The sequence below is a fragment of the Dyella sp. GSA-30 genome (assembly GCF_027924605.1).
GTDB lineage: Bacteria > Pseudomonadota > Gammaproteobacteria > Xanthomonadales > Rhodanobacteraceae > GSA-30.
In genome coordinates, this window is sequence record NZ_AP027042.1 from 973,714 (window position 1) to 994,142 (window position 20,429).

Consider the following 20,429-nt stretch of genomic DNA (forward strand, 5'->3'; position numbering starts at 1 on the left):
AGTCATCAACACTATGCAACCTGCTCTCCCGATAAGTGTGTGCGAGGTCCAGACGCCCGACGGCATGGTGGCGTATGTGACCCTGGCTTTGCCGGGCGAAGCGATCAAGAGAGGCCTTGTCACGCAGGAGATCATTGGCCAGCTCTTCGATATGAATCGAGCAGGTGGGCCGTTCGATCCTGACAACTTTGCGCGTAACCGGGCCTTCGTAGACTTCATGCATGGCGTCATTCAGAAGCATGGTCCCGCCGTGCCGAACCTGGTTACTGCAGCAAAAGCCCAAGTGAATGGCTGGGTTCACATCATCGATGGAAGAACTCCCACGCCGCAGGGCCAGGTACCTGCGGAGGATGTCATTGGCGCGTTCCAGGTCAAGCAGGGGGAGATAGTTCCAGGCTCCTATCGGGCCAACCCGAATCATCGAATCCTGTCCCACCATGGATTCTTTCAGCTCGAGCCGATGCTGCAACAGCGATTGCTCGATGAGCTGACGGTTTACATCTGAGGATGTTCAGTTTGCTGCTGTCGACACGTTCGGCCCAGATACTGCTGTCCGATTTCGATTCAACGCGCGCTGTTCGCAGCTTGACGATGTAGCCGGCGCAAAGCCCCCAGCGATTCGACACCGCGTTTTTGCGCCGCAGCGTGACACCTTGCGCTTTCTGGGTCTAATTTGCCCCCAGGGGATTTAGATCGATCCAAGTTGGTGTGATTCAGATCACATCGCGACTGCGATGAGATTGACCGACTTGGACTGGGGGTGGGGAGAGCTTAGGACGTGCGCGTTAGTGCCGCCCTGGATGTCGCTGTTTCCCGCCGGGCAGGTCGAGAGAAATGGGGAGCCGTCACATGAAGCCAGAAGCCGCTCGCAATCCCGTCATGACAGGCGTTCGTGCAGCACGCATGCCCGCGTTCGCGGGAGTTGTTGCCAGCTCGCACCACACGTCTTTGCAGCGCCGTTCTCGCCCTTCGCAGTAGCGCGTCCCTGCGCGTTTAGCCGTTCAACGCTGACCGATCGTGGGCTCGTTGAATGCCAAAAATTTAGATCGATCCAAATTTGAGGGGGAGGAGAGCGTCTACCGCACAAATCGAGCATCTGCTGCATGTGATCAAACGGGGGATCACCGCGCCGACTCCGAAAAACTGGCGCGCACCAAAGTAGGGGATTCAAAAAAATGACTTACCTGCCACACGTGTTTACGCGCAAGCCGTTATATGTCGCGCTTGCCTTGGCGACCATCTCAGGGAGCTGCCTTGGAATACCCTCGATCGCCTTTGCGCAGACCTCCGCGCCCGCGGTGACCTCAACGACAACGCCGCCACAGGCGTCCGATAGCGCAACGGCGAAGAAGGACGACAAGGACAAGAAATCCGATAAGGAGAAAACCGGGAGCGCGGCCAATGCCACCACGCTCGATACGGTCGTCGTCACGAGCTTTCGCCAGTCGATCGACCAGAACATGCAGGACAAGCGCGATTCCAACTCGATCGTCGAGGTGATCAACGCGCAGAACATCGCGCAGTTTCCCGCCAAGAACATTGCCGACGCGCTTGCGCACGTGCCCGGTGTGGTCATCACACGCGAATCGGGCGAAGGCAAGACAGTCAGCATTCGCGGCCTCGCGCCCGAGCTCACGCTGACCGAATTGAACGGCAACTACGTGGCTTCGGCCGATACTTCGGCCGGCCTGACGCGCTCGTTCAACTACACCTTGATGCCGGCCAACATGTTCTCGGACATCAAGCTCTACAAGAGCCTTGAAGCACGCCTGGACGAAGGCGGCATCGGCGGCAACGTCGACCTGCACACGCGTCGCCCATTGGAGATGGCTGCCAACGACGGCTTTGTTTCCGTCAATGCGGCAGGCTCGGACAACAGCAGCAAGATCACGCCGCAGGGCTCGGCGCTGTGGTCGTGGAAGAACAAGGACCAGACCTTCGGCGTCCTCGTCGCGGGCTCGTATCTGAAGCGCCGGGATATCGACTACACGGCCAATGCGTCCAGCTGGCACTGGTGGGACAACAACTGTACCGATCCGACAACGTGTACTCACCAGCCGACCAACGTGCATGGGCAGCAGTACGGCCCCGACGTCGCACCCAACCTGGCTTTGTGGCCGGGAGGCGGTGTGGTCGATCAGTCCGGCAAAGGCTATTCGGGCTACTGGATGCCGCAGCAGTTCGCCACCAGCCGGAATCAGCTGGATCTGAAGTCCAAGGGTGCGCAGGCCACGTTGCAGTTCAAGCCCAGCGACCATTTCCTGTTGACGGGCAACTACTTCCGCTTCCAGCGGCAGCAGACCCAGATCACCAACACCCTGGAGGTTCCCGAGTGGGGACTGCCCAGCAACAACGACTTCACCGACCAGCAAGGCAGGTTGCTCGCTCCCAACGGTCTGACCTTCGATCCGTCGCACACCATCGTCACCGGCGCGAACTACGTCCTCCCGCCCGCCGGCCAGGGTTGTAACTCAACGACGAATCCCGTCACCGGTGCGCAACGACAGGCGGTGGACGTGTGCTCCACCGAAATTCCGTGGCTCAACGGCAACTACTCGGTCGAAAAGGCCACGTCGCAGACTCTCAACCTCGAAGGTGAGTGGGACAACGGCGGCAGCCTCAGCGGATCGTTCAACGTCGGCCGCACCTGGGCGACGGGCGGTCCGTCGATAGAGCTGGGCATGGCTGCCAAGCCGCGCAACTTCGTCAACGGCCAGTGGGTGGACGGTAGCAACGGGGCCGCGTGGACGCTGAACGGCACGCCGACCATCACCGCGTCGCCAAACGTGCTGCAGAACATGCTGGCCGGTCAGGGACAGGTGGATCTTGGTTCCACCGGCTCCAACATGGTCAATACCAGCACCTCGCAGAACTTCGCGCAGCTGGATTTCACCTGGGCCTTCGATAACAGTTGGATGCAATCGCTGCAGTTCGGCGTGAAGTACCGCGACAACCACGCCGAGCAGCAGAACAACGAGCTGCGCTGGTACTGCAAGGGCACCACGTTGCAGTTCCAGACCTGCGATCCGAATGCCGGCCAGCTGCCCGCGGGCTTCCTGCTGCCGAGCTCGCTCGATGGCCACACCGAGGCGTACAACGACAGCACCTTCCCGGCGATCAATTTCCCGGCGTACTACAACTATCTCAACTCCACCTACGACCGGGTGCTGTACAACCATCCCGAAGACAAATCGACGGTCCAGGAAAAGATCTCCGCCGCCTATGTCCAGGCGAACTTCGACACGGGCACGCTACGCGGCAACGTGGGCTTGCGTTTTGTCAGCACGAAGCAAGACCTCACCGTCGCCGATGAGATCACCACCAACAACGCGGTGTACTACCATGATGCGGGCGGCAACATCCTGATCTGTCCGACCACCGGCAAGAACATCGCTGGCGGCCCCTGCGCACCGGGTGACTTCCAATACCTGCCGCGCGAGCAATCGGTGATCCAGACATTCACCAATGCCTCCACCAGCAAGCGTTACAACAAGCTCCTGCCGAGCTTCAACGTTGCCTGGACGCTCCCGAACAACTTCGTGATACGCGCGGCCGGGTCGCAGGCGATGGCCCGCGCCAACTACACCGACCTGGCCCAGTTGGGCAGCCTCACCAACAACACGCAGGACTACTACAACGACCGCAAGCAGTTCGGCGCACCCCTGCCAGGCTGGTACGGCAGCGGCGCCAACGCGGACCTGAAGCCTTTCACCGCCACCCAGTTCGACCTGGCGGGCGAGTGGTACTACGCACCCGAATCGGTCGTCGGCGTGGATGTGTTCCAGAAGAAGGTGAAGAACTTCGTCGTTCCGGTCACCGTCGACAACATCAATGTCGACGTCGGCGGCACGCAGCAGAACTTCATGCAGTACAGCACCAACGCCAACGGCCGCTCCGGCACATCCAAGGGCGTAGAAATCTACACGCAGCACACCTTCCAGATGGGCTTTGGCTACATCGCCAACTACACGCTCAACAAGACCAGCGAAACGCCGGTCACGCTGGGGGATACGGCGGTCGGCAAATCGGAGCTGATCGGCAGCGCCAAGTTCGCGGCGAACCTTTCGTTGTTCTATGAAAAGAATGGTCTCCTGCTGCGCGCGACCAGCAACTGGACGGGTCGGACCATGCAAGGACTGTCGTCGGGTCTTCCGATCTATACGCAGCCCTACCACCAGCTCGACTTGAACGGTGATTACGAGTTCAACAAGCACCTGATGTTGACCGCGTCGGTCATCAACGTGACGAAGTCCACGCCGCGCGAGTATCTGGGTGGCGATACGACGGCACGCCTGTATCAACTCGAATACGCCGGGCGCCAGTACTACGTGGGTGTCACGTACAAGTTCGGAGAGGGCGATTGAACGAGGAAGCGTGGGGTCGGGCCAGACGCCTGACCCCACGATCGGGCTCTTTGCCTTTGCTGCCGCAGGGTAGCGAAGGCACGCTTGTTTCCGCACAGAGAACGCCATGAACTTATCTTTTGCACACGTCGGCCATCGTGCTTCATCGATCCTCAGCCGGCGCGCGGCGCTGTCCATCGTGCTGGCGATTGCCGCGCTGGGAAGCATCGGCGCAAGCGCCGCCCAGAACGGCAATGCACCGCGATCCGCCACACAGTCGGTCGATGAAGCCAATCCACTGGTCGGTACAGCACCGTTGGACCAACAAAAGCTGATCGGCAACGCACCGCCACCGGGCGAGCCGTTGTATTCGGGCATGACATCGCCGGGCGCGAGCCTGCCGCAAAGCGCGACCGAGGCGGCACCGGTCAACATCAATGCCGACCTCAGCTATCCCACGGGCGTGGCCGTAGCGTACGGCTATGCCCGACCGACCATGATCGGATTCACCGGCGGCGGCTCGACCTATGGTGCACGCGCCGCGCCGATGATCATGCCGGTCGTAGGCGACTGGACCATGCCGCCGGACTATGCGCAGTCGTACTACGACAAGGCAAGCGAGAAAGCGTCGCCCGGCTATTACGCGGTCGATCTGGCCACGTTCCACACCCGCGTCGAACTGACCGTGACGCAGTGGACCAGCCTGATGCGCTTCACCTTTCCGGCAAGCCATCGCTCGAACGTTGTCGTCAACCTGCGTCGCGCGGGCGGTAACGTGGAAGTGGTCGGCGATCGCACCATTCGCGGTGTTGCCACCATGGGCGGGCGCAAGGAGTACGACACGGACGGCCCATGGTTCGTTGCCGAGTTCTCGCGACCGTTCGCCAGCTTCGGCACCTTCCATGCCGAACAGGACGAGCGCAATCGAGGGCTCGGTAATGAGGACGTCCAGGCCGATCGGCGCACGGTATCGGGCAACTACGCGGGAGCCTATGTCACTTTCGACACGCAGGCGGGCGAGCAGGTGCTGGTACGGATCGCTCACGGCCACAGTGCCGAAGAAGCCGAGCAACGACTGCGCGCCGCGGGTTCTGATTGGAACTTTGAGCGCACGCACGATCAGGCGCGAACGGCATGGGCGAAGCTGTTCGATCGTGTCGAAGTCGAAGGAGGCACGCCCAAGCAGCGCACGCTGTTCTACTCGACGCTGTATCACGCTTTTGCCAGCCCACGATTGATTGCGCGCAAAGGCGATCGCTTCACCGGTACCGATGGCAAGGTTCAAATCGCCAGCTACGATCGCTATGGCCCCGTGCCTTTCTGGGATACCGGACGCAACCAGATCACGCTGCTGATGTTGCTGGAGCCGAAGGTCGTGCAGGACATCATGCGGTCCGAGCTGGATCGTGCGCGCGCAACCGGCTACATGAATACCTCGTTCCACGGCGACCATGCTGTCTTTCTTTACGACGGCGCGTGGCAGCGTGGCATTTCTTTCGATTACGCCGCTGTCTATGAGTACCTGCGCAAGAACGCGACCGATCCCAACGGGCCACGCGGCTATCTCGCCGAATACATGAAGAACGGTTGGATCGCCGACATCATTCCACCGGGAAATCCCAGTCCGCCGTACGCGGGGGGTAAGGCAGGCGCTGCCACCACGCTCGAATACGCATGGGACGATCACGCGCTCGCCGATGTCGCTCGTCGGCTTGGCAAGACCGAAGACGCCGCGATGTTTCTGCGTCGCGCCGCGAACTATCGCAACGTGTTCGACCCATCGACAGGCTTCATGCGTGGCCGCACCGACGATGGCAAATGGATTTCACCCTTCGATCCAGGCGAGCCCTACTACAACTTCATGATGAAAGAAGCCTCGGGCTGGTCCACGCTCTGGCTGGTGCCGCACGACGTGCAGGGCTTGATGGGATTGCTCGGCGGGCGCGATGCGTTCAACGCCAAGCTCGATGCCTTCTTCTCCACGCCCTACCAGGCTAAGGGCGTCTGCCGCGATTGCACCGGCCTGATTGGGCAATACGTGCAAGGCAACCAGCCGGACCAGCAAGCGGCCTACCTTTATGCATGGAGCGGACAGCCCTGGAAGACACAGGCGCTGACCCGCCGCATTCTCGACGACATGTACGGCAGCGATGCGACCGGTTACGGCTTCCCCGGCATGGACGATCAGGGTTCGACCTCGTCCTGGTATGTGCTGAGCGCGATGGGTTTCTATCCCGTCGATCCTGCCAGCCCTGATTACATTCTTGGCAGCCCGATCTTCGATCGCGTCCGCTTGCATATGGGTAACGGCAAGATCTTCGAGATCGTCGCGCGTAACAACTCGGCCCAGAACATGTATATCCAGTCCGCCACGCTCAACGGCAAGCCATGGAACAAACCGTGGTTCAGCCACGCCGACATCGCGAAGGGTGCCACCTTGGTGCTCACGATGGGGCCCGAGCCAAACAACGCATGGGGCGCTGATCCGCAGGATGCGCCGCGATCCATGTCGGAGAAACAGCCATGAATGCAATCAAGATCGGAATACGGCACGCGAGTGTGTGGATGGGCTTGGCCATGGCCACAAGTATTGCTTCGACGGCCATGGCCGCGTCGAATCAAGCGACTGTCTGGAATGGCAAAGCGGCGCCACTGGCGACACCGTGGACGGCTGAGGTGTCGCCCAGCAACGCGTTACCCGAGTACCCCCGTCCGCAGCTGGCGCGCCCCTCGCTTGAGCATCCGCAATGGATGAATCTCAACGGGCTGTGGCAATACGCATCGAGCGAGGGGCAGGGCACACCGCCGTTTGGCCAGACGCTGAAGGATCAGGTATTGGTGCCCTATCCGATCGAGTCAGTGCTTTCGGGCGTACAAAAGCATTCGGAATTCATGTTCTATCGGCGGGTGGCAGATATCCCGGCTGACTTCACCGCGCACGGGCAACATGTACGACTGAACTTCGGCGCGGTGGGGCAGGACGCCACGGTCTACGTCAACGGCAAGCAGGTAGCGCAGCATAAGGGCGGCTATACGTCCTTCAGTGCGGACATCACGCCGGCACTTCGCGCACAGGGCCCGCAGGAGATCATCGTTGCCGTGCATGCACCGGTGGACGGCGTCAACGTGATGGTCGGCAAGCAACGACTGAAACCTGACGGCATCTTCTACACCGCGGCTTCGGGCATCTGGCAGTCAGTGTGGCTGGAGCCGGTGCCGGCCACCAGCCTGGCGCAACTGAACTTCACACCGGTTCGCAGTCTGGATGCCTTCACCGTCACGTCGAAAGTGGACGGCCAGCATGGTGCAGCCAAGCTGCACGTTACCGCCTATGCGGATGGCAAGGTGGTGGGCGAGGCAAGTGGTTCAGCCGGGCAACCGTTACACCTGGCTATCGCGCATTCGCATCTATGGAGCCCTCAGGACCCTTTCCTGTACGCCTTCAAGACCACGCTCACGCAAGGTGATCAACGCGACGAAGTCACCAGCTATGCTGGCATGCGCAGCATTGCCATCGCGAAGGTAGGTGGGCGCAACCGCATCGTGTTGAACGGCAAACCGACCTTCCTGCTGGCCACGCTGGACCAGGGGTATTGGCCGGACGGTATCTACACCGCGCCCACCGATGCGGCACTCAAGTTCGATATACAGAAGACTAAAGACCTCGGCTTCAACACCATTCGCAAACATATCAAGGTGGAACCGGCGCGTTGGTATTACTGGGCCGACCGTATCGGCCTGATGGTATGGCAGGACATGCCGGCGTTGCCTACGGGAAGCAACGACAAGCTCAGTGATGCCGACAAGGCGACCTTTCGCGCCGACGTCTCGGCCATCGTCGATCAGCTCAAGGGCGAAACCTCGATCATCGGCTGGATTCCGTTCAACGAAGGTTGGGGCCAATGGAGCATTCCCGCTGCTGCCGAATTGGCCACACAGATCAAGCAACTCGACCCCTCGCGTCTGGTCGATGCACGCAGCGGCGCCAACTGCTGCGACACCAAGGGCGATCCGCATGCCGGCGATGTCTACGATGTGCATGAGTACCAGGGTCCCGGTCTACCCAGTCCGGATGCACAGCGTGCCGCCATCGACGGCGAACACGGCGGCCTGACCCTGGGCGTTCCCGACCATGTCTGGCCCAACACGCCGATCAATCCCTATGGGGCGGTGAAGGATCGCGACGCCTTGAACGCAGGCTACGTCGCCAACACCGCCGTGTTGCGCGACAAAGGCGTGGCCAAGGGTATGTCCGGCAGCGTCTACACCCAGATCACCGATGTCGAGGGCGAGCACAACGGCCTGTTCACCTACGACCGCAAGATCGAAAAGGTGGACGAAGCCAAGGTGCGTGCGATCAATGAGGCGACGATACGTGCTGGCGCGCAGCCGTGAGACCTGCGCGTGGCGGGGTGATGAGATGGCTGATCACCCGATAGCACTTCTGCTTGGGACTGCCCGCTCGTGAAGCGGGCAGTCTGGTTGTTAATCAAAGGCCGGCTTCCGTCCTCGAGTCCAGGATCGACAAGTGTTCGCTTCGACTTGAAAATGCGCGCTCATCGCTCAGTATTTGGGGGCTGGTTCCGTTTCGAAGACCAGCTTGGCGTATATAACAACCTTACAAGCCGACCACCAAAAAAATAAAACAAGACTTCGCAGGCTAGTGTGAATTTTTGCCAGGGACTGCGAGGTGTAGTGTGCCTATTGCGCCAGGCATCTTGCGCGGCAACTCTACGGGCCGTGATTGCGTGTGCACTCTCCGACGACGCTTTCTGCTTTTCGTTGCGTCTCTCCGCCAACCGGCGCTGTTGCCGAGTAACCGATTTAGGCATCTATTTTGCCCCGCAATACACGACCACTTTGAGGGTTTCCATCAACACAACAAACTATCAGGCTTCCACTAGCACTAAGGCAGCTTGAACTTGCGAGTGGCACGTGGCGGCCAGAGGGATGTGAATTGGGCGCCGCCTGCCACGCGGAAGGCGGCCGACATGCCGTTCAGAACGCCCAATCCTTCCACAACGTCTTTTGCGCGCCGAAAGGAATGTCGTGGGTCAGATGCGAGCATGAAAAGATTGATCTCTTTTGAACTGACATCGTAGCCCTCCAGTTCGACGGCGTCGCCCAATGCCTCCTTCAACTTGCCTTCAATCACCGTGAGAAAGGCTTCATCGGCCAGAGATTTGCGCCAGAACTTGATGATGAGCTGATAATCCATTCGGCGAGTGTAGCTCCAACCAACCTATTGGGCGGCTCCAGTGGGTATTGCCATATCCACGGGTTCACTGTTGTTCGGGATGCAAAGTCTGCTTGGTTCGTCAGCTTGATGTTTTGGTTTCGCCGCCTTGCATGAGACGGGACGGCCAACCGATACGTACAAGAAGCCCGTCCGGCCCACAGATCCCGACCTCATACAGACCCCACTCGCGGTGTCGCAGCACGCCTCCCGGGCGGATGATCAAATCGTCCACGCGCGCGGCGATAGCATCCACGTCTGGCGTGCGGATGAAAACACCGAACGGGTTGTGCTTCTCCGGAACGGCCCAGGGGCCGGTTCCTGCCTGGGTAAGGTGCACCTCGCAGTCCCAGCCGGTCATGATGATGTAGTTATCGTCGCCGCCCGTGCGGACAAAGCCTAGGCGCTCCCAAAACGGAATAGCGGCCGGCAGATCGTTGCTGGGAACGATGGCGAAGGCACCTACGGTGGCAGGGATGGGCATGCGTCGACTCCGGTGTGGGTAACGTTTAGCTGGTTTGCCCTGGAAGCTTACACACGGATAAGTACCATGTTGAGTATCGACGACTTGTGCCAGGGGCAGTCAAAAAGCCCGAAGCTCGGCAGCCCGCCTGACGTACCACCCGACTTGTCCGCGAACATAAAAGCTTCAACCCCGCCGTGCGGGCAAAAACCGGCTGTTGCGTAGCAGCCCCGCCGAGACCAGCGACACCAGCACCCCGACCGGAAAGATCTCCACGAACGTCATCGACAGGCGGAACATCGGGTTCGCGTACTGGACCTTGAACGTCTCCATGTCGGTAGTCAGCTTCGCCAGCTTCTCGGCACTTGCGCCCTTGGCCTTCTCGGCCGCAATGATCGCCTGCGCATAGGAGGTGGCAAAATCCATATGCGTCATCGCCTGCACGGCTTCCCATGCGGCCACATAGAAAATGCCGGCGATGAAGCTGATGCCCAGCCCGACCCCGAGTCCCTGCCAGAAACCGATGACCCCGCCCCGGTCCACGTCCCGGTGCCGTTTGATCCCGACGAAAACCGCGCTCAGTGCGATAAGCATCGTCGTATAGCCAATCACCATGCCGTATTTCAGCGGCGGCATCCCGGAGAACAGGACAAAGGTGACGAGCTCGAATCCGCCGACGATCAGGCCGGCGATCACGCCATATTTCAGAATGGTGCGTAACACGGTGCTACTCCCCAGTGGTGGATGGAGCCGCCATTGCGCGCGATCCGGCGGTGTCCGGCAATCGCCCGAAAGGATGATTTTGGCCTGTTCACCCCAAATAACCTGGGTCAGGGCACGATCCCAAGCTCGCGCGCCCGGCGAACCGCCTCGGTGCGCCGCTTCGCGCCCAGCTTCTCGAACAGCCGCGCCACATGCGTCTTGACCGTGTTCGGCGAAACGTGAAGGCGTACCGCGATCTCCTTGTTGGAATGGCCAGCCGCCAGTTCGTGCAGTACCTCCAGCTCACGCTCGCTCAGGCCCAGCGCTGCCTGCGCCTTCGGGTTGCCGTCGAAGGTGAGCGCCCCTGGAGCAGCAAAGACCCGTACCCCCAGGACGATACCCAGCACCAGGAAGGCAGCGGCGACCAGGAACAGGTAGATGTCGCCCGAATGCATCCGCGCCAGACGCTGGTAGTCGAGCCACTGCAGGGCGAGCGTCCCCACCGCCAGCAGCGCCCCGTAGCCGACTATCCGCTTCCACATTGCCGCGTCCCCTTGCCCCGTACGGCATCAGTTTAGCGCCGGTCCCCAGCTACCGATCCATATAGCGATCTTCGACATAGGGAATCCTTTTGGGAAAAGAGAGACGGTAAGTACTGATTCCTGCTTGCGTCCAAGCCAAAGCGTGCTTTCTACACGCTATTCAGGTTCAAACTGCTGAAGGCCTTAATCGGCGTTGCGCGAGCCGTTGCTAGTCCGAATGTGATACCCCAGCGTGCCGAGCCCCAAGTGATTCGAGGCATTTGGCTCCTTGGCGGAGGGACTTTTGGTCGAAGCGCACGAATCCGATTTGAGTGTCGCCAGCGAGGTATCGCAAGCGCGCGTGAAGGAAGCGCTGGCAGTCGGTGCTGAAACGTATGAGGGTGAGTTGGAGATGGATTTCCTGGAGCGGCTGTCGCCGCTTGATCGTTGAATTCGGCTAGTGGGTTATCTGTATTCCTGGTGGCCGGATATCTGTTAAAGAACCTCTTTCAAGTGGCCATCCCAGCACAGGCCGGGATAGCGACGAGAGCAGGTTACGGAAGTCTCTGGACGGACCTCATTGCCGTGGAAGGAGCGGTCGCAGCGCGTCAATCAACGCGGTGGTTCCGTAGCAAACCTCGCTGGCATCTGATTCGACATCGACCAAGCCCCCCTTGTTCTGAGCATCGTTGGTTCTGATCAGAAGATCGGCAGTGCTTGCGCTTACGCCCCTCTCAAAGGCTTCCTTCCATTGCGAACGAGGCACGGCCTGGGCGGTGATGGTCCGACCCACCAGTTCGCTCAGTGCGGCCGCCACGTCTTGGGCGCTGTACCGGCGTGGCCCTTCAGCATGCACAATCTCCAGGTTTCTCTCGCTGGCGGGCCGCATCAGGAGACCTGCGGCGATCAGGCCAAGGTCGGGTGCCGCGATCGTGGGGAATACCTTGTCCAGCGGGTCGTGAAAGCTTGGCAGGATGCCCGAGGCCATCGCGACCGGAATGGCGCGTCCCCAATTGTGCATATGCTCCGCCGATCGCAGGATCAGCTTGTGCCCATTGATACGGCCAAGCCGCTCCTCGAATGCATGGAACACGGTGGGCATGCCGATGTCGTCAGCGACATGAGCGCCGTAGTCGGAAATGGCCAGCAGCCTCCCGGGAGTCGCCTGTTCGAGCGCTCCTGCAAGGCTTTCTATCGCCCTGTGCATCTCTCCCTTGATGTCCTGCGCCTGCAGTGCCGCAGGGAGAATGATCTGGACAGCATCCACATCGCCGATTGCGGTGGCGAGCGCCTTGGCATCGCGCAGATCGGCTATGGCGATGTCGCATCCGATTTCGCGTAACCGTGCCACCTTCGCAGCATCACGCACAATGGCCCTGACCGGGACATTTGCTTCACGCAATGCCCTTGCTGTTGCATAACCGACGTTTCCGGCGGCTCCGACAATGGCGAACATATCCGACTCCTCGATTGCGATACGCAAGACTAAGAAATCGGACCACACGCATCGCGCAAATTCGGGCGAATCGTTGTAGTTTCGGTCAGGTTTTGCGGGATGGCCGAATGATCTCGCCCGGCGTCTGACCGAGAATGCGGCGCATCGTCGACGTCATGTGGCTTTGGTGAGCAAAACCGGCAGCGACGGCAATCTCGCTGGCGGGCATGGTCGTTGTGGTCATTAATGCGCGTGCGTACTCGATGCGGCGCCGGATCACGTATTGATGCACGGGTGTTCCGGTGCTGTTGCGAAACAGCGCCTTGAGGCGGGTGACGCTCACGTCGGCGACTTTCGCCAGATCGGTGAGATGAAGTTTCTGATCGAGATTCGTTTCGATAAATTCGACCAGTCGTTTCAGCTGCCGCGTAGACATTCTTAACGTGCGAGAGCCTTCGACACGCAGACCACGGTCGGTCGCGACTTCGATCAGCCGGACTGCCAGCGCAGTTGTCAGAAGATCGATGTAAAGGGGGTCGGAAGGTGCGTTTGCCTCGAGGTCGGCCTTGATAGCCCAGCCGATGGCTTCGATGCGCGTATCGCGAAGCTGAAGCCACGGGAGGAGCTCGATGTTTGCGGCGCCCTTCCCCAGCTCCTGCGCAACCTCATCCAGAAGTGAAGGGCGAAGGCTTAGTCGCAGGATCTGGCAATCGGCGTCATCTTCCCAGCAGCCATCCATTCCCGCAGGAACGAAATCGATGTCGCCCGGCTTCTGCACCCGCCGCATCCGCGTGCCGTCAACGGAACAATCCGCGTTGACGGGCGGACCAAAGTGCATGCCAAGCGTATGCATTTCGCGGCCAGGCACCCTCGATACGCCACGTGGGATATGCAATAGCGCAGCATCGAGTGCTTTCCAAGGTCTCCCGGCGCTCGAACAGAGAATCCGCGGAGAGGACTGTGGGGAGGAAAGTGTCATAGTCGGCGATGCTCGGACCTCAACGTTGGACATAGTGCGACCTCATCTTTCAGGCCGCAACCGTGAGATCCGAGCATTGCCAGTTTGGCTGAATTATTTCGCCGGCGTAGCGATAGCCCCGATCAGATCCTTGCCTTCGCCGCGCACCAGATGCGGATACTTCAAGCCACCGTGGTAATCCACCTTCACGGTCTTATAGTCATCCACGTCCTTCACAAGGAACTCGATCGGCGTGGTGGTTTTCTTCGCATCGGTCACCGCGTCCTTCAGTACCTGCGGCGAGAACTCCTTACCGTTCACGGCCACGATGGTCACGCCCGGCACGAGACCGGCTTTCGCCGCCGCGCCTTCCCACTGTGCGTCGCGCACTTCACCCTTGTCGGAGACCTGGATGCCTAACGAGTAGGCCAGATTGATCGATTTGCGCAGCTTCTCACCCGTCGTCGCGAACTCGGTGGGCTTGTCGTCAAAGGCGAGCTTCCAGCCGCCGCCTTCGATGCCCTTCTCGGGCATGGTGTCGCCGGTGTAGTCCAGGCGTTCGCGCAGGAAGGTCTTCCAGTCATAGGGCTGCACGTCGTTGAGGGTCTTCACCACGTCTTCGAACGTATAGGTCTTGGGCACATAGCTGCCGTTGTCCATGCCATAGAAGGCCTTCGCGAATTCATCCAGCGTGTGCTTGCCGCCGGAGAGGTCGCGGATCTTCGTGTCCACATCCAGCCACAGCATCTGGCCTTCAGGGTAGTAATCGGAGCTGCGGCGCAGGTTCACCCACCCGTTGCTGCCGCGCGAGGAAAGCGGAATGCCATCGGCGGTGTCCTGCAGCGAGCGCCATTGGCGGCCCGTGCGCGCACCCATGTCTGCGGCAATCGACGCCAGCGAATCGCGCCACTGGTCGGCGGTCCAGATGCCTGAGCGCGCGGTCAGCACGCCAGCCCAGTAATCGGTGAGGCCCTCGTACACCCACAGCAGATCGTCCTGCATCGGCTCGGCGAACGTCGGTGTCCACAGGTCGGCCGGGCGGCGGAACTTGCCGTTCCACGAATGGATGTATTCATGCGGCAGCAGCGTGCCCGCAGCGGCATGCACCTTCGGGTCGGTGAGGAAATTGGCGAACAGGCGATCGTCGCTCGACTGGTGATGCTCCAGACCGAAGTGGCCGGTGTGATCGGAGACGACGAGCAGGAAGTCGTAGTGGCCGTAGTGGTGTGCGCCGAACAGCTTGTTCGCCTGTACCACGAGGTTGCGCTGTGGGGCGATCTGCTTGTCGGTGATCTTCACGCTGTCCTCGTCTTCGCCCACGATATCCAGGTGCACGGGCACGGACTGGCCCGGCGCAAGATCGATGCGGTTGAAGTACGGGCCGGCGATCAGCGGCGAATCCACGAAGTTCTCGTAGCTCACCGGCTTGAAGGTGACGGTGTCACCGGACTGCGATGCGGTTTCCAGCGCGGTCGCGAACTTCCAGCCAGCGGGCAGCTTTACCGTCGGCTCGATCGTGATGCGACTGCTGTAGTAGCCGGCCGGGTAGAACGACACTTCGTTGAATTCCAGCGGGATGTAGTGCGGCGTGGCGGCATCGAGATAGTCGAAGCTCAGGTCGAGCTTGTCCACGCCATCGGGCACGTCTACGTGGAACGCGAACATCTCCTTGAGATCGCGGCGCCAGGGGATCTTCTTGCCGTTGGCAGTGACGATCAGGCTGGCTACATTCGACAGCGGGCCATCCGGCCCATGCTCGCCCGGAATCCACTTCGGGTAGTACAGCACCACATGACCCGGCGATACCGGGATGCTCTCGTGCACGTGCAGCAGATGTCGTGCCTGGTCGGTCAGATCCACCGTTACTGCAAGGTTGCCCTTGTAGGGCTGGTCGACGGGAGCGGGGAGGTCCTGCGCGAAGGCTGCAGGAGCGGCGGTGATCAGCGCAATGGCGATGGCGAGCGAGGCACGACGAAGAGCGAGGCGCATGGGAGGGTTCCGGACGGATGAAGCCCCGATGGTGGAGCCGAGCGGCCCGGCGTCGTATATGCCAGAGGTCACGGGGCGTGGCCGGGAATGGTGGTTGGACGGGCAGGACCGGCGGAACATCGGCAAATCCCCGGGTAGCCCGCAGACCAAGGTCTACGACATCAAGGTCGAGAGATTCGTAACCTATTACGTTGGCAAATTCGACTTGCGTTAGTTATCAGGCATCTGCACGTTGTAGCCATCGGATTGTAGTGCGCTCAGATAACCATCTGGCGCAAGCAATTCGTGCATCGGCAGCACTGCGAAGGTCTGCTGATTTCTGTCGAGCGCGTGCTCGGCAATGTCGATCCAGTTCTTCCTCACGCGGCTTTCCATGTCGTTGATGCCAAGCGCCGCAGCGAAGGGCGAGATGTCCAGCGTCGACAAGCAAGAGTCCTGCTGTACTTGCGACAAGATGGAACGGAGCGTGCCGATATCACCGGTCGCCCACGCATTTGCGCGCGACGTCGCCTGGGCGAGGTCCTGGTCCAGTGCATCCAGCACCTGGCCCAGGCAGCGTTGATCATCCATCGATTTGTCGTTCAGCGCGCGGATCGTCTCGCGCGGGTCTTTCAGCAACAGCTGGTACGACGTATTGAAAGCTGTGACTCCATCGTGGGCGGCGGCCTTGTAGACGATGTTCTCCAGTTCGTACTCATCAACCAGCCCGTAATGCTTGAGAGCGGCTTCATAAAGTTCGCGACCCGCCAGAATGGGCCGCATCCGCTCCACGCGAAGACTGTCGCCGAGATATCTGGCTTTCAGCACTAGCCAGTGCCGGTAAAGCTCGGGGGGAAGCACGTCCTGCAAGGTCTTTTGGTCGGGATTTTTTCCAAGCTCCTGTGGTGACGGCATCATGGAGCTGCGATAGAAATTCGTCCGCACACCGATTGCCAGGCTTGGCAACTTCAACACCGCCTGCGAGGCCGCAATACGGTTTTCGACGTCCGCCGATTTCCACTGCATATCCCGGGGCAGCGGCGAGGTAAGGCCGAGTACCCACATGACATGCTTTCCCTTACTCACTTTCCACAGCGCCGGGCCGGGCAGAACGCCGGTCACCACTACCGGCGCCAGCGTTGTCACCGTATTCGATGCGGGCGACGACGTCGATGAAGACTGTGCGGATGCCGTGCTACTCAAGCAGCCGACGAAAGCCGCGACAAACAGAAGAGTGAAGAATCGCCTCACAATCCGAGCGCGGCTATTGCAGATCATATCGACCGCCCATGAGATCCCTCCAACACGGTTCGCTCCCGGTCAATAACGGACGTTACGGATCATAAGAGGCTATATACCAAACTCTCGTACGACCTCGATCTGCCCCACGATATTGTCATTCAGTTCCTCCAGCTCTTCCGCCGGCACCCACCATTCCGTGTGATATGCGCCGCCCACTCGCTGAATTTGATACCTGCTCATGAATGACGTGCGCACGCAAAATTTCGTTACCGCGCCGTAGCCACTGTCGCGGACATTCCATTTCTCCGCAATCTCCGCTGCATATCTTTCATTGGTAACTGGATAAAAAATCGGTTGCTCTGGCAGCCGAGGCGGCCAGCGTCTGAAGTCCGCTCGGCGCAGCAACTCAAGTTCCACGGGGCCAACAGGCCGATACATCACGGTTGTGTCTTCAGATGTCGTCATTAGATCTTTGGCGCCTGATCGTTGTTAGCGTCGACCGATGGTCGCGGCGACCGAGGCGGTCGAAGGCCCCAACTAAGAATGCTGCCACACATGGCGACAGCGAAACCGACCCATCCAACTTGCGGAGTCACTACATCGAACCAGCTAAGCACAATCACGCCGGTTCCTGCGGCCCACAGCCACCATGCCAACTGCTTCTTGCGCATCGCATCTCCTTGATGGTCTGGCTATCTGATGAATGAACGTGCATGTCCGCTTGGGGTCGAAAGCGCATACTTCCAGTCTTGACGCCTAGTAGGTGATCACACACTTCTCCGCACTCACAGCCGCCACGTCAGGCATCGATTGGCCAAATCGCATGATGGTTGTCGTCAATACGCCTGTGGCGCCGAAGATATCCAATCGATATGTCGCTATCGACGGGTGAGGTCCCGGCCTCTCTACCGATACCGCTAGCTGTTTAGCGTCATCCCATAAAGTGGCTTGTTTCCAACCATCACCCGCTTGCGCAATCTCGAAGTCAGCACCGATCCACGTCACAACGATTTTCCCGCTCTTCTTCGAGATAGTCGTGCGGGATGGTCGATGGGTATTCTCAACGTTCAGAGCCATAGGCGGATCATTCAACTCTGGAAAAGCTCTATAGGTTGAACGGACACCATCTGTGCAATCTGCGTTGAAATCTTTTCCGTCGGCCATCGCTTGCCCGTTGAGCAGCCCCAATCCGGCGAAAGCGAACACCCACCTCATGGGTAACCGCAATTCTGTCTGCATCGCATTCTCCCAATGAGTGCCCATCGAAGAGACTCGTTAGAGTTCAAACATGTCCGCTTTGGATTGCGACTTCAGCCGGTCGACGCAACACACTGCTGGCGCTCAGCCAAGCTCCTGCGCGAGTCCGATGAGAAGCCCCTCAGGCCCGCGAATGTAGCAAAGCCGATATATGTCTTGATAACGCACGACTTCGCCCACGAGCTGCGCACCGCGCTTGCGGAGCTTATCGAGCGTTTCGTCGATGTCGTCCACGGTGAACATGACGCGCAGATAGCCCAGCGCATTCACCGGTGCGTTCCGATGATCCGCGACGGTGGCCGGCGTGAGAAAGCGGGAGAGTTCGAGCCGGCTGTGACCATCGGGGGTGCGCATCATGGCAATCTCGACGCGTTGATCGCCCAATCCGGTGACACGTCCGGCCCACTCTCCTTCGATCATGGCCCGCCCTTCAAGCTCGAGGCCGAGCTCGCGAAAGAAATCGATCGCCGCCGCGAGGTCATCGACGACGATGCCGATGTTGTCCATCCGTTTAAGACCCATGTTTCGAATCTATAAGATGGCGCTTGTTCTGACAACGGATGCCGCCGATGGTCATGCCACCGACGGCATACCGAAGCGCGCTTAAGGCATCACGCCCATGTTCGCCAGGCTGGGGTGAAGATCCCGGACCGGGCTTAGGCTTTCCAGCAGCGAACCAAGATGCAGAATCGTGGATTCCGCCAACCATGGCGATACCAGCTGCACACCGATCGGCAAACCATCCTTGCTCGTGCCAAAACGCATCGAGAGGCCCGGTAGGCCCGTAACGCTCAGAGGCGCGGTCGCGTCCATCACGTGCAGGGAAGAGACCGTCTGACCGTTGATGACGAACTCCGCGGCATCGTGAGCGTGCGCTGGCACCGGCGTTACCGGACAGAGCAGCGCATCATAGCGAGCGAAGTATTGAGCGAAGCCATCGCGCATCGTTTCGATCTGCTGCTCGGCGATAACGAAATCTTCGATCGATGTATCGGGAGTGTCGAAGACGCCCTGCACATGCTTGTAGATCAGATCTTCGTGTCCGGCCGTGGCCTTCCTGAAGGCAGGCTTGGTCTCCATGGCCTGAAGCTTCCAAAGAAGCTCAAGCGCATTGATCTGCTCAAGCACGGGGATGCGCACTTCCTCGACGATGACACCCGCGCTCTTGAGCGCCGCCGCCGCCGCCTTGACGGTTGCGGCGACATCGTTGTCGACCGGGCCAAAGCCCGGCTCGACGAGCCAGCCGACGCGGATCGGTCTATTCGGTACAGCGCCAATGCCGGCATCCAAGCTAGGCGAGCAGATGGAGAAACCGTCGGCGCCATCGGGACCGGCCAGGAGCGAATAGGCCAGTGCGATATCGCGAACCGAACGGGCCATCGGGCCGGCATGCCAGAAGCGACGTGGTACGCGCGGCCAGATGCCGGTCATCGGGATGCGTCCGTGCGTTGCCTTGAGACCGAGCACACCGGTCAGGGCCGCCGGGCCACGGACAGAAATAGCGACGTCAGTGGCAAGACCGATCGGCGACATGCCTGCTGCAATGGCCGCCGACTCGCCGCCGCTTGACCCGCCTGGGGTGCGATCGAGGTTCCACGGATTGAGCGTTCGGCCCGAAAGCAGATTGTCGCTTTCGATCCAATAAGAGAATTCAGGAAGGTTGGTCTTGGCCAGAAGAATGCCGCCTGCCTTCTTCATGCGTGCAATGGTGGGGGCATCGGTGTCGGGGACACGGCCCTTGAAGATGGGCGAGCCCAACTGGGTCAGCACGCCTGCTGTATCGAACGAATCCTTCGCCGAGAAGGGCACGCCATGGAGCGGCCCCAACTTATGGCCGGCCAGGACGGCGGCTTCGGCCGCCTTGGCATCCTTCAATGCGTCCTGAGCGACGGTGACGACAGCGTTGATATTCGGGTTGACCGCTTCAATGCGGTCGAGGTGCGCCTGCATAACCTCGACAGGCGAAACTTCCTTGGTACGTATCAGTTCGGCGAGCTTGGTCGCGTCCTGGTAAATGAGTTCGGAGTTCATGGAAGAGGGCTCTCAAAGTGCTGAATAGGGGGCAACAAAGGTTGGTCGCTAGCCTACCTAACATTTGTTAGGGCGGAGAGTAGGCCGCATAATAGGCGTCGTCAACCACTTTTAGCGGGCGGCCGATTTGGTGGTGGCCAAGGCTCTGAGAGGATCGGAGGCGGCATGACGATGCCGTCGCTGTGTACGGCCTGAGTGGCTTGCGTCGATAATGAACAGCCCAAGCCCTGGTTGAACGGACCTGCGGTACGCACGTCAATACAACGAACCTCC

General features: G+C 60.1%; 17 protein-coding genes. 5 read left to right on the forward strand and 12 right to left on the reverse strand.

From position 1 onward, the window contains the following. Positions 1-76 precede the first annotated feature (76 nt). From QMG46_RS04330 to QMG46_RS04345, 4 genes are all read left to right on the forward strand, one after another. Positions 77-505 carry a hypothetical protein gene (locus tag QMG46_RS04330; protein WP_281851255.1) on the forward strand — a complete coding sequence of 143 codons (429 nt, stop codon included), beginning with the start codon at positions 77-79 and terminating at the stop codon, positions 503-505. Positions 506-1,175: 670 nt separating this feature from the next. Next, entirely contained in the window at positions 1,176-4,364 is a 3,189-nt protein-coding gene (locus QMG46_RS04335; protein WP_281851256.1) for a TonB-dependent receptor, read from the forward strand. A gap of 106 nt (positions 4,365-4,470) precedes the next feature. Further along, positions 4,471-6,870, forward strand: coding sequence for a GH92 family glycosyl hydrolase (locus QMG46_RS04340; protein ID WP_281851257.1), 2,400 nt, complete (start codon positions 4,471-4,473; stop codon positions 6,868-6,870). Between the two features lie 50 nt (positions 6,871-6,920). After that, positions 6,921-8,738 (forward strand): glycoside hydrolase family 2 protein, encoded by a 1,818-nt coding sequence (locus QMG46_RS04345; protein WP_281851258.1) that lies wholly within the window; start codon positions 6,921-6,923, stop codon positions 8,736-8,738. Positions 8,739-9,249: 511 nt separating this feature from the next. On the opposite strand, the gene QMG46_RS04350 is transcribed toward QMG46_RS04345, so the two are convergent. From QMG46_RS04350 to QMG46_RS04365, 4 genes are all read right to left on the reverse strand, one after another. Next, positions 9,250-9,561, reverse strand: a complete 312-nt coding sequence (locus tag QMG46_RS04350) for a hypothetical protein (protein WP_281851259.1) — start codon at positions 9,559-9,561, stop codon at positions 9,250-9,252. Positions 9,562-9,661: 100 nt separating this feature from the next. After that, positions 9,662-10,063, reverse strand: coding sequence for a VOC family protein (locus QMG46_RS04355; RefSeq protein WP_281851260.1), 402 nt, complete (start codon positions 10,061-10,063; stop codon positions 9,662-9,664). 165 nt (positions 10,064-10,228) lie between these two features. Next, positions 10,229-10,765, reverse strand: a complete 537-nt coding sequence (locus QMG46_RS04360; RefSeq protein ID WP_281851261.1) for a DUF4199 domain-containing protein — start codon at positions 10,763-10,765, stop codon at positions 10,229-10,231. 107 nt (positions 10,766-10,872) lie between these two features. Then, positions 10,873-11,286: a helix-turn-helix transcriptional regulator gene (locus QMG46_RS04365; RefSeq protein WP_281851262.1), complete on the reverse strand. Its 414-nt coding sequence runs from the start codon at positions 11,284-11,286 to the stop codon at positions 10,873-10,875. A gap of 283 nt (positions 11,287-11,569) precedes the next feature. On the opposite strand from QMG46_RS04365, the gene QMG46_RS04370 reads away from it, so the two are divergent. Continuing rightward, positions 11,570-11,716 carry a hypothetical protein gene (locus QMG46_RS04370; RefSeq protein ID WP_281851263.1) on the forward strand — a complete coding sequence of 49 codons (147 nt, stop codon included), beginning with the start codon at positions 11,570-11,572 and terminating at the stop codon, positions 11,714-11,716. A gap of 126 nt (positions 11,717-11,842) precedes the next feature. On the opposite strand, the gene QMG46_RS04375 is transcribed toward QMG46_RS04370, so the two are convergent. The 8 genes from QMG46_RS04375 to QMG46_RS04410 all read right to left on the reverse strand — a co-directional run bounded on the left by QMG46_RS04375 (position 11,843) and on the right by QMG46_RS04410 (position 20,156). Next, positions 11,843-12,721 carry an NmrA family NAD(P)-binding protein gene (locus QMG46_RS04375; protein WP_281851264.1) on the reverse strand — a complete coding sequence of 293 codons (879 nt, stop codon included), beginning with the start codon at positions 12,719-12,721 and terminating at the stop codon, positions 11,843-11,845. Positions 12,722-12,806: 85 nt separating this feature from the next. Continuing rightward, entirely contained in the window at positions 12,807-13,553 is a 747-nt protein-coding gene (locus QMG46_RS04380) for a helix-turn-helix transcriptional regulator (protein WP_281851265.1), read from the reverse strand. A 219-nt stretch (positions 13,554-13,772) separates the two neighbouring features. Further along, on the reverse strand, positions 13,773-15,647 hold the full coding sequence (locus QMG46_RS04385; RefSeq protein ID WP_281851266.1) for a M61 family metallopeptidase: 1,875 nt from the start codon (positions 15,645-15,647) through the stop codon (positions 13,773-13,775). 210 nt (positions 15,648-15,857) lie between these two features. After that, complete coding sequence (locus tag QMG46_RS04390) at positions 15,858-16,772, reverse strand: TraB/GumN family protein (RefSeq protein WP_281851267.1); 915 nt, start codon at positions 16,770-16,772, stop codon at positions 15,858-15,860. A gap of 204 nt (positions 16,773-16,976) precedes the next feature. Then, positions 16,977-17,333, reverse strand: a complete 357-nt coding sequence (locus QMG46_RS04395; protein WP_281851268.1) for an ADP-ribosylation/crystallin J1 — start codon at positions 17,331-17,333, stop codon at positions 16,977-16,979. Positions 17,334-17,624: 291 nt separating this feature from the next. After that, positions 17,625-18,107: a hypothetical protein gene (locus tag QMG46_RS04400; RefSeq protein ID WP_281851269.1), complete on the reverse strand. Its 483-nt coding sequence runs from the start codon at positions 18,105-18,107 to the stop codon at positions 17,625-17,627. Positions 18,108-18,209: 102 nt separating this feature from the next. Further along, positions 18,210-18,632 (reverse strand): VOC family protein, encoded by a 423-nt coding sequence (locus QMG46_RS04405; RefSeq protein WP_281851270.1) that lies wholly within the window; start codon positions 18,630-18,632, stop codon positions 18,210-18,212. 96 nt (positions 18,633-18,728) lie between these two features. Further along, positions 18,729-20,156 (reverse strand): amidase, encoded by a 1,428-nt coding sequence (locus QMG46_RS04410; protein ID WP_281851271.1) that lies wholly within the window; start codon positions 20,154-20,156, stop codon positions 18,729-18,731. Positions 20,157-20,429: the final 273 nt, after the last annotated feature.

Excerpts from the sequence above, each read along its gene's own strand:
- QMG46_RS04340 (WP_281851257.1), top strand. The coding sequence starts at position 4,471 with ATGAACTTATCTTTTGCACACGTCGGCCATCGTGCTTCATCGATCCTC.
- QMG46_RS04365 (WP_281851262.1), bottom strand. The coding sequence starts at position 11,286 with ATGTGGAAGCGGATAGTCGGCTACGGGGCGCTGCTGGCGGTGGGGACG.
- QMG46_RS04400 (WP_281851269.1), bottom strand. The coding sequence starts at position 18,107 with ATGCAGACAGAATTGCGGTTACCCATGAGGTGGGTGTTCGCTTTCGCC.
- QMG46_RS04385 (WP_281851266.1), bottom strand. The coding sequence starts at position 15,647 with ATGCGCCTCGCTCTTCGTCGTGCCTCGCTCGCCATCGCCATTGCGCTG.
- QMG46_RS04335 (WP_281851256.1), top strand. The coding sequence starts at position 1,176 with ATGACTTACCTGCCACACGTGTTTACGCGCAAGCCGTTATATGTCGCG.
- QMG46_RS04355 (WP_281851260.1), bottom strand. The coding sequence starts at position 10,063 with ATGCCCATCCCTGCCACCGTAGGTGCCTTCGCCATCGTTCCCAGCAAC.
- QMG46_RS04405 (WP_281851270.1), bottom strand. The coding sequence starts at position 18,632 with ATGGACAACATCGGCATCGTCGTCGATGACCTCGCGGCGGCGATCGAT.
- QMG46_RS04345 (WP_281851258.1), top strand. The coding sequence starts at position 6,921 with ATGGCCACAAGTATTGCTTCGACGGCCATGGCCGCGTCGAATCAAGCG.
- QMG46_RS04395 (WP_281851268.1), bottom strand. The coding sequence starts at position 17,333 with ATGACGACATCTGAAGACACAACCGTGATGTATCGGCCTGTTGGCCCC.
- QMG46_RS04380 (WP_281851265.1), bottom strand. The coding sequence starts at position 13,553 with ATGCATACGCTTGGCATGCACTTTGGTCCGCCCGTCAACGCGGATTGT.
- QMG46_RS04410 (WP_281851271.1), bottom strand. The coding sequence starts at position 20,156 with ATGAACTCCGAACTCATTTACCAGGACGCGACCAAGCTCGCCGAACTG.
- QMG46_RS04375 (WP_281851264.1), bottom strand. The coding sequence starts at position 12,721 with ATGTTCGCCATTGTCGGAGCCGCCGGAAACGTCGGTTATGCAACAGCA.
- QMG46_RS04350 (WP_281851259.1), bottom strand. The coding sequence starts at position 9,561 with ATGGATTATCAGCTCATCATCAAGTTCTGGCGCAAATCTCTGGCCGAT.